The sequence below is a fragment of the Bacillus sp. JJ1764 genome, assembly GCF_036962145.1.
GTDB lineage: Bacteria > Bacillota > Bacilli > Bacillales > Cytobacillaceae > Neobacillus.
In genome coordinates, this window is the sequence record NZ_JBALNY010000060.1 from 1 (window position 1) to 7,385 (window position 7,385).

At 35.8% G+C, this 7,385-nt stretch carries 9 protein-coding genes; 3 read left to right on the plus strand and 6 right to left on the minus strand.

Annotation, left to right across the window (positions count from 1 at the left end):
* Positions 1-172 precede the first annotated feature (172 nt).
* On the plus strand, positions 173-1,216 hold the full coding sequence (locus tag V7083_RS10215) for an ArsR/SmtB family transcription factor (protein WP_335477423.1): 1,044 nt from the start codon (positions 173-175) through the stop codon (positions 1,214-1,216).
* A complete protein-coding gene (locus tag V7083_RS10220; protein WP_335477424.1) occupies positions 1,213-2,445 on the plus strand; it encodes an MFS transporter in 1,233 nt (410 codons plus the stop codon). The genes V7083_RS10215 and V7083_RS10220 overlap by 4 nt, the downstream gene beginning before the upstream one ends.
* Positions 2,446-3,141: 696 nt before the next feature.
* Here the strand turns inward: V7083_RS10220 and V7083_RS10225 are convergent.
* The 6 genes from V7083_RS10225 to V7083_RS10250 all read right to left on the minus strand — a co-directional run bounded on the left by V7083_RS10225 (position 3,142) and on the right by V7083_RS10250 (position 6,503).
* Entirely contained in the window at positions 3,142-3,639 is a 498-nt protein-coding gene (locus V7083_RS10225) for an AAA family ATPase (RefSeq protein ID WP_335477425.1), read from the minus strand.
* Positions 3,640-3,866: 227 nt separating this feature from the next.
* Positions 3,867-4,310 carry a MarR family winged helix-turn-helix transcriptional regulator gene (locus V7083_RS10230; RefSeq protein ID WP_335477426.1) on the minus strand — a complete coding sequence of 148 codons (444 nt, stop codon included), beginning with the start codon at positions 4,308-4,310 and terminating at the stop codon, positions 3,867-3,869.
* Positions 4,291-4,767 carry an EVE domain-containing protein gene (locus V7083_RS10235; protein WP_335477427.1) on the minus strand — a complete coding sequence of 159 codons (477 nt, stop codon included), beginning with the start codon at positions 4,765-4,767 and terminating at the stop codon, positions 4,291-4,293. The genes V7083_RS10230 and V7083_RS10235 overlap by 20 nt, the downstream gene beginning before the upstream one ends.
* Positions 4,757-5,197: an SRPBCC family protein gene (locus V7083_RS10240; protein WP_335477428.1), complete on the minus strand. Its 441-nt coding sequence runs from the start codon at positions 5,195-5,197 to the stop codon at positions 4,757-4,759. The genes V7083_RS10235 and V7083_RS10240 overlap by 11 nt, the downstream gene beginning before the upstream one ends.
* 307 nt (positions 5,198-5,504) lie before the next feature.
* Complete coding sequence (locus V7083_RS10245; RefSeq protein ID WP_335477429.1) at positions 5,505-5,990, minus strand: DinB family protein; 486 nt, start codon at positions 5,988-5,990, stop codon at positions 5,505-5,507.
* Between the two features lie 174 nt (positions 5,991-6,164).
* A complete protein-coding gene (locus V7083_RS10250; protein ID WP_335477430.1) occupies positions 6,165-6,503 on the minus strand; it encodes a hypothetical protein in 339 nt (112 codons plus the stop codon).
* Positions 6,504-7,051: 548 nt separating this feature from the next.
* Here V7083_RS10250 and V7083_RS10255 point away from each other — a divergent pair.
* Positions 7,052-7,385 (plus strand): hypothetical protein (locus V7083_RS10255; protein WP_335477431.1); only part of this gene is annotated, 334 nt, incomplete at its 3' end.

Consider the following 7,385-nt stretch of genomic DNA (forward strand, 5'->3'; position numbering starts at 1 on the left):
TTTATTTTCATGGTAGTTCAATTAAAAAAGAAGACTGCCGCATAAAGGACCCTTTAGTTGAACAAGAGCCCCTATCAAATGCTCACTTATAAATTATTAGTAAAAAAATTCAAATAATATAGAATTTTAAATTCGAATAATATAGAATATAACCATCTAAGGAGGGATTACTTTGCAACACATTTATTCACCATTATCGCAAGAGAAGTTACATATATCCGTTGAGTCTTCACCTGTTTGGGAGGCTGTATTAGGTATAGCTGCATATACTCACAGCAAGCTTCGTCATACTTTTGAGCATGATGAAAGGTGGTTAAACCATCAATCCAATATGTCAGCAAAATTAGTAAGCAATTTAAAGGAAATCGAACAGACAAATTTATGGTACGGCTTACTGATGTTGCAACATAAACTTTGCTCTTCTAATATTCAAGATTTTTCGAATGGAATCTATGAAATGGAACCAGAACTGTTTTATGAAGCATTATTACCCTATATGGACAGAGCTAATGAGACTTTAAGAAAGAAGACAGCTAAAAATTATAAGAATACAAACTCCTTTATTCAGTTTGCAGCTAATTTTAACGACCATGAATATCTCCGTGGTTATGTCCTTTCTTTAGTGCAAAAAGAACGTGTCGAGATAATTGGATTGTTAAACGATACAATTTCTGAATGGTGTAATTGGATTAGTAAACATGAGGATTGGGGGTTATGGCTGCAAGCCCTATCTATTGAACAAAAGAAGTACAATGTTATTGATGTTTCTAAACCAGTAGAAGAAATTGAACGTATTACGGGTGGAACAAAATATCTCCCTGAACCATCTGTTTGGCATGTAAAACTTATCCCCCATGTATCCTATCGCCCTTGGGTTCTAGAACTAAGGACATCTGAAACAAAATTATTCTTTTATCCATTAAACGAGGATGCATTATTAGGACCAGGTATTCCTCCTCAGGAGCTTGTCCAAGGTCATAAAGCATTGGGAGATGAATTACGGTTAAAGTTACTATATCAAATATTAAAAGGACCCTATTCCCTCCAAGAATTGAGCACGAAATTTAATGTTTCAAAAACAACTCTTCATCATCAACTATCATTGCTAAAAGCTTCTAAATTCATTCGAGTAGAAAAAGGTATTTATTCAGCAAACACTGTACAAATCCAATCATTCTCTAAACGACTCAATCAATACCTTGGGGAACCATTATGATTAAAAAAAGATATTCTAATTCGTTTATATCCCTCTGGATTGGTGAAATTATCTCTGAGTTTGGAGGTGCTGCTGGAGGGATAATAAATGGGCTTTTATTGTATGAGTTCACAGGCTCGAAAGAATGGATGGGAGTTCTTTGGTTTGTATACTTCCTACCTTCGTTAATTTTGCAAGGAATAAGTGCACCATTTCTTAATCATGTAATAAAAGAGAAGATGCTTAAAAATATCCAATTAATTCGTTCAGGTTCCTATCTGTTCCCCTTTATCGGTTATCTAAGTGGAACCGAACTAGGAATAATAGGAGGATTGGTTGTACTACAAATTATTTTAGGACTTTTGCAACCAATATATGCTAGTCTATCATTCTCACTTTTACCTGATATTAGTGAAGAAAAACAGCTCGTTCAAACAAATAGCCTGTTAGATGGAACCATTCGACTAATGAGCTTTATCGCCCCTGGTATTACTTCCTTGCTACTTTTATTCATTCCTCTACACGTTATTTACGTTATTTCTAGCATCATGTTCTTACTTAGTTATCTATCACTTGCACAAATCCCTTATTCAAGTACAAATAGGGTAGCAACTTGGTCGAAAAAATTCTGGTGGAAAGAGTTACAGGCAGGGTATGAAACCTTCTTTCAGCTTCCAGAACTATTAAGACTCACTTTTCTTTCTTCGACAGTCCAGTTTGCAGTAGGGGTAACGATGGTTTTAAATGTTCCTTTTATTCGAAGCGAGTTAAATGGACAAGCGTGGGAATACGCCATTTTTTCTGGGATGTTTCCTGTAGGTTATGCTTTAGGGATGGTGCTGCTGTCCAAACTAGCTAAAAACAATATAACGATGTATCTTGGACTTATAGGTGGTGGCTTTTCTTTTATCCTATTGTATTTTGTTGAGTCTATCCCCTTTGCATGGACTTTCGAACTTCTAGGGGGAGTGTTATTTCCCTTATATAATTCCCAAAGTGCTGCTATCTTCCAACAAAAAGCACCTAGGGAACGTTTATCACAATTGAGTTCTGTCCGCCTTCTTTTTTTACGGGTAACAATGCCACTTGGAATTTTGTTTGCTTCTTCACCATTATTAGAAATAAGTACAAGACTATCCTATTTACTAATTGGTACTTTCATTGTACTTCCAGGCATTTATTATTTTATTACCACTTTAATTGGTTATGTCTCAGAGCTAAAAGAAAAGAAAGTAACTAAAACCAGTTAGAATTATTAAAAGGCGTATGTTGATATACATACGCTTTTAGTATGTTTATTTAACTGAACTGCACCTTTTGTTCAAGAAGAAAAGCGACCCTTACTCCACAATCTCGCCTGGTAAAAGAGCAAGGTTTATCGGAGAAACCCGTTTTCTAAAACAATTGATATACAAAAAATTCAAAAATACTATATATTTAAATCCCTACCGATCTCAACAGTTGTCAAACTTGACTTATGACACGCCAAAATAAGCATTTGTTCTACTTGTTTTTCAAATGATAAGTTTTTGCCTAAGATAGGCCAACGGAACCAATATAGGTAATCTTCTACCGCAATCATTTATAGTGTAACTTATCCAAAGGGAGAATTAGATTCCTCGTTTAAAATGCTTAATGTTAACAGTAATGTTAAATTACCAATTGGCGGAACAAGTGATGGGAAACTCGACGAAATAACGAATGGCGAAAGAACAACTATTGTCCGAAAATTGGTTTTTCAACAATTCCTTAAAAATGTGACCTTAAAGGTTTCAACTTCTTATAATGAAACTCATTCTCCAGTGAAAATGTAATCCCTTACACAAAAAGCGTGCTTAGATTAATCTATGCACACTTTTTAATAATGAAACAGCTTATTAAGAAGATGTAATTACCGTGGAAAACGAATATTTCTTCTGGTTTTATAACGCTGTGTTGAACTCTTGTTATTCTTCTCCACTAAACTCTAAAATATTTAAACCCTCGGATGCTTCAGGTGCTTCAAAAAATTTAGTAACCTGAATGAACACCGCTTCCGTGTCAAAAGCTGCTCTTTCGGGTTGTTCGTTACGCCTTTGTGCAATTTGACGTAAGCATTGCTCGTTATTTAGATTAAGGAAAATTAGTTGATGGCTTGCATTGATCTCGGACGCTATATCCAAAAACCACTTTCGTAGTTTTTGAGTGTTAGCTGGAAAATCCATCACTACATCTGTACCGACACTTAATATGTTTTGGACATGCTTTTTCACCAACGGCTTAAGCTGAGCTGAGAATTTAAGATAGTCTTCAAATGATGCAATTTGATTGGGATAAAGAGATGAAAGCCATTCATCCTCAGACAACAGTACCGCCTGTTTATCTATAGACAATTGTTTTGATTTCGTTGATTTTCCTGCTCCCATTTTTCCACAGAAAAAGTAAAGTGTCCCTAATTGGTTCATATTTATTACCCCTCTGTTGATAATTTAGATATATCTAATATACCATTATAAAGATATAGAACTGGAAGAAATATTCAGGCAGTTACTAGAATATGTTTGAGTTTATACCTTAATTGTAATTGACCACTCTGTTCATATTATTTGGTCTTATTATAACAGTAGCCACGGTAGAGCGTAATTGCCAATGGGGCTTCGACCATACTTTTCCACCGACGATCAATGAAGGCTTAAAGATGCGACAGTTGCTGTAGAAGTTTGTTCAAATGTCCTACCTCATCACCAAGTCCTGAAAAAAAAGCCCGATCTTCTGCTTCTACAGCTTGAACGGCGCGTGAAGCTAACTCGTCTCCAGTCATGGTTACAGATATGATGTTCGCTCTAGAATCCTTTGGGTGAGGTCTGCGTTCAATGTATCCTTTTTTCTCCAGTGTCCTTAGAACCTGTGAGGTGACATTGATATCCATCTTTACATGCTGAGCCAATTGAACTTGTGAAATACCTGATTGAACGTTTTGTTCGTTTAACCATTTGCATGAAAAGAGGAGAACAAATTGTGGGTGGGTCAATTCAAATGGTTCTAATGCCTTCCTCATTGCCCTCTGCCAAATATTTGTCACCTGCCATAGCATAAAACCAGGGCTTTCCCCTGCATTATTGAATTTCGAACTCATATATGCTACCGCCCTCTCTTTTTAACATGATGTCCGCAATAACGCGAAAATCTTCCTCCAGTATCTCAAAATGTCCGAATCGAAACGAGTAGCCCCAATTTTTAACGCCACGTGTAAAGCTTAGCTTCTCCAAAAGGGGCCGGATCTTTGCTTCCTTACACTCCATATAACGAATGTTACGACGAAACGGTACGAATGTTTCGGACATCCGGTATTCATAAACATAATCATCCAGCACCTGACCGATAGCGGTGAATGCTTGCAGCGGATCCCCATCTTTCATATCCGTTTTTGGTGAATAATAGATAAGCCAATCACCCGGTTGCATCCTTCTTAACGGTGCTGCCTTCCCATGACAAAGCTGAGCAAAACCGCCTTCTACTCCCCTGCTTACATGGGAAGCAGAAACCACACCAATCCAATACCGACATGCCTTCCCCATGATATCATGCTTCATTTTGACGTTCCTTGTCTAGTGCTAAAGCAACTAGTCTCTCCATTGTAGATGGGATACCTTTTACCATATGTGCCCCAAATTTGGGACCCAATTGTTCCGAGTTGATCCCCCTTATCGTTACCCTATGGGTAACCTGCATCTCTCCAGCGGATTCCATTAACACATGTGTGAAATGAATTTGAATGCCTGCATTCGGGATGTCCGTAACATCTGAGAAACCTTGTAGGGGATTGACCTCCGTCAATTCAAATGGGAGAGGATCCTGTCCGACTGGCTGCAACAAACCTCGTGCCCCTTTAACAAATGAACCTTCTAACAAAGCACTTGCGATCCCCTTATCCCACTCTGTCCAAGTGGAGATATCACTATAAAGGTTCCAAATCGTCTCTGCTTTTGCTTTCGTCGTAATGGTGTGCTCAAATTGCCACATGGTTAACACCCCTTGAATAGTATTTATTTATATTATATGTATACATATTATATGTGTCAATACTATATATCTAATCAATCACAAGGTAAATTTGTTTTGTACTTGTCTATTTGAGAATCAGGTATTTATGAACTATTCTGCTCAGCTACTACATCAAGAAAAAAGACCGCGCAGCGATCTGGTATCTCTAGCTCTCTCAACCCTTTAGTGTAAGGTATTTGTTCACGAATTTGCTTAAAAAAGCTTAAAAATATTTTTTTAGGTTATCTTATTCATAGCTGTTTTTTTATTATTTTCCGAACTCCCTCTATTGTAGCCCCAATATGTCTGTATTTTTAGGTCTAAAACCAAGTAGACGCATCATTGCAACAATTTGCCCTTTATGATGAAATTCATGTGTAATAGAATGAGTTAGTGATTGGTGTGGCGTTTTTCTAATAGCTCCACTGCCAATCTTCCAAGAAGGTTCTTTTTCGATAATATCATCAAATTTATCGGAGTATTGTTCAATTACAGTATCTACATATTTGTCCGCTTGTTGAAAATAACGTTGAATATCTCCTATCTGCATCTCATTGATTACATCCTTTTTTAATAGGGGTGATGTTGTTTCTGAAAGTGTAAAAGAGCCCAGCCAAGCATGATAACAACCTGCCACATGAACTAAAGAATCTCTTATACTCTGAAAACCAAATCCACATTCTTTTGTAAAATCAATTTCGTTCAATTCTTTACACTGGTCTAATAAAATCTGTCTTGTTTGTTTTACCCATTCATATTCTGTTTTTTCCATAACTAACTCACCTCGTGAATATTGAATGACTGAATATTCTTTTTATTATACCATTTCTAAATGATTATTGAACGTACCTCCCGTTACTTCAATATAGTTTGAACCAATTGAAGTATTAATCCTTTTTGGTTTAACTCCTCCGTCAAGTTGAAAATGATTCAATTAGGATGATATTTATACAAAAATAAAACCAATTATAAAAATTATTACCGCCACACTAAAGAATGACCAATTAACAATTCGTCTTTCTTTTACTGTAAGAAATTTGGTTTCCATAAATCTTAAACTACTTAGGATAAAAATAAGTCCAAATGTCATGAGTCCACGTCCTATGACATCATCTATGATTAAAATGTACCTTAGAACAGCAATCAAAATTAATAAAGTACCTATATATCCCATGACTATATAAAAGTATTGGTTCTTTTTCCTATCCACCAACTGCCACACCCTCTTTATTGCAAACCCTTCTTTGAGTATTCCTTCTCCTTTAACTAAACACCCGTTCAACAATAAATGACCGCCTCGATCACATCATACTGAATAAAAAGCACCTTTAGTTTAAGTAAAAAACCTCAAAATCTTTACTTCATCTTAACAAGTTCTCCTTCAATGTGTTGGGACGTTACAATAACACGCCTTCTAATTCAAGAAAAGCGCCTGATTGTGAAAGTAACGGGTTCAGTTTTCGAGTACAAAAACGTAATTTGCATACAAATTAGCAGCTCAATTCAGTGAATTGGACTTCTTCTCTTTGTTGATAAAATAGTTTTTTCTGTATATTCAAGGTTTTTAGAATTCAAATTCCCACCCCTTTTAGTACGATGACAGAAGTAATTGCCAGAGTGCAGATTCGTATGCTAATTGCTAAGCGAATTGTGCGTTAAAAATGGCAAGCGAGATTTTTTATATTAATTTTATAATGATAGGGAGGCTTATTCAACTATCGGGGCAGCTTAGTTCTTTAACGACTTGTCTTAAACAATCGGGGCATTTAATGGAATAAAACTTCTGAACAAAGGGGAATATTAAATGAAAAATTGTATCTTGTGGGGGCAACTATGATTAATAAAAGAAAGGCTTTATCATTTAGTACATTAGTTATTCCTTGGTTAACTGCTCCATTGCTAGGGAAAAATTCTTTTGTTCGATTTATTCCTGTAGCAAGTTTTATTGGTTATATCTTTAGTTTGTTAAGTGAAATTGCTGATAGACGTAAGTGGTGGAAAGTAAAAAATGCTTTATTTCCAAATTATCGTTTAGATTTCTCATACCTTTTAGGTTTATTTTTTATAACAACTATTTGGGTATTCAAATTAACGTACGGTAGCTTTATAAAGTACATAACATTAAATGCTGTACTAGATTATCTTCTTGCATTCCCTATCGCAAAAT

Excerpts from the sequence above, each read along its gene's own strand:
- V7083_RS10240 (WP_335477428.1), bottom strand. The coding sequence starts at position 5,197 with ATGTGGCAATTTGAGCACACCATTACGACGAAAGCAAAAGCAGAGACG.
- V7083_RS10235 (WP_335477427.1), bottom strand. The coding sequence starts at position 4,767 with ATGAAGCATGATATCATGGGGAAGGCATGTCGGTATTGGATTGGTGTG.
- V7083_RS10245 (WP_335477429.1), bottom strand. The coding sequence starts at position 5,990 with ATGGAAAAAACAGAATATGAATGGGTAAAACAAACAAGACAGATTTTA.
- V7083_RS10230 (WP_335477426.1), bottom strand. The coding sequence starts at position 4,310 with ATGAGTTCGAAATTCAATAATGCAGGGGAAAGCCCTGGTTTTATGCTA.
- V7083_RS10220 (WP_335477424.1), top strand. The coding sequence starts at position 1,213 with ATGATTAAAAAAAGATATTCTAATTCGTTTATATCCCTCTGGATTGGT.
- V7083_RS10225 (WP_335477425.1), bottom strand. The coding sequence starts at position 3,639 with ATGAACCAATTAGGGACACTTTACTTTTTCTGTGGAAAAATGGGAGCA.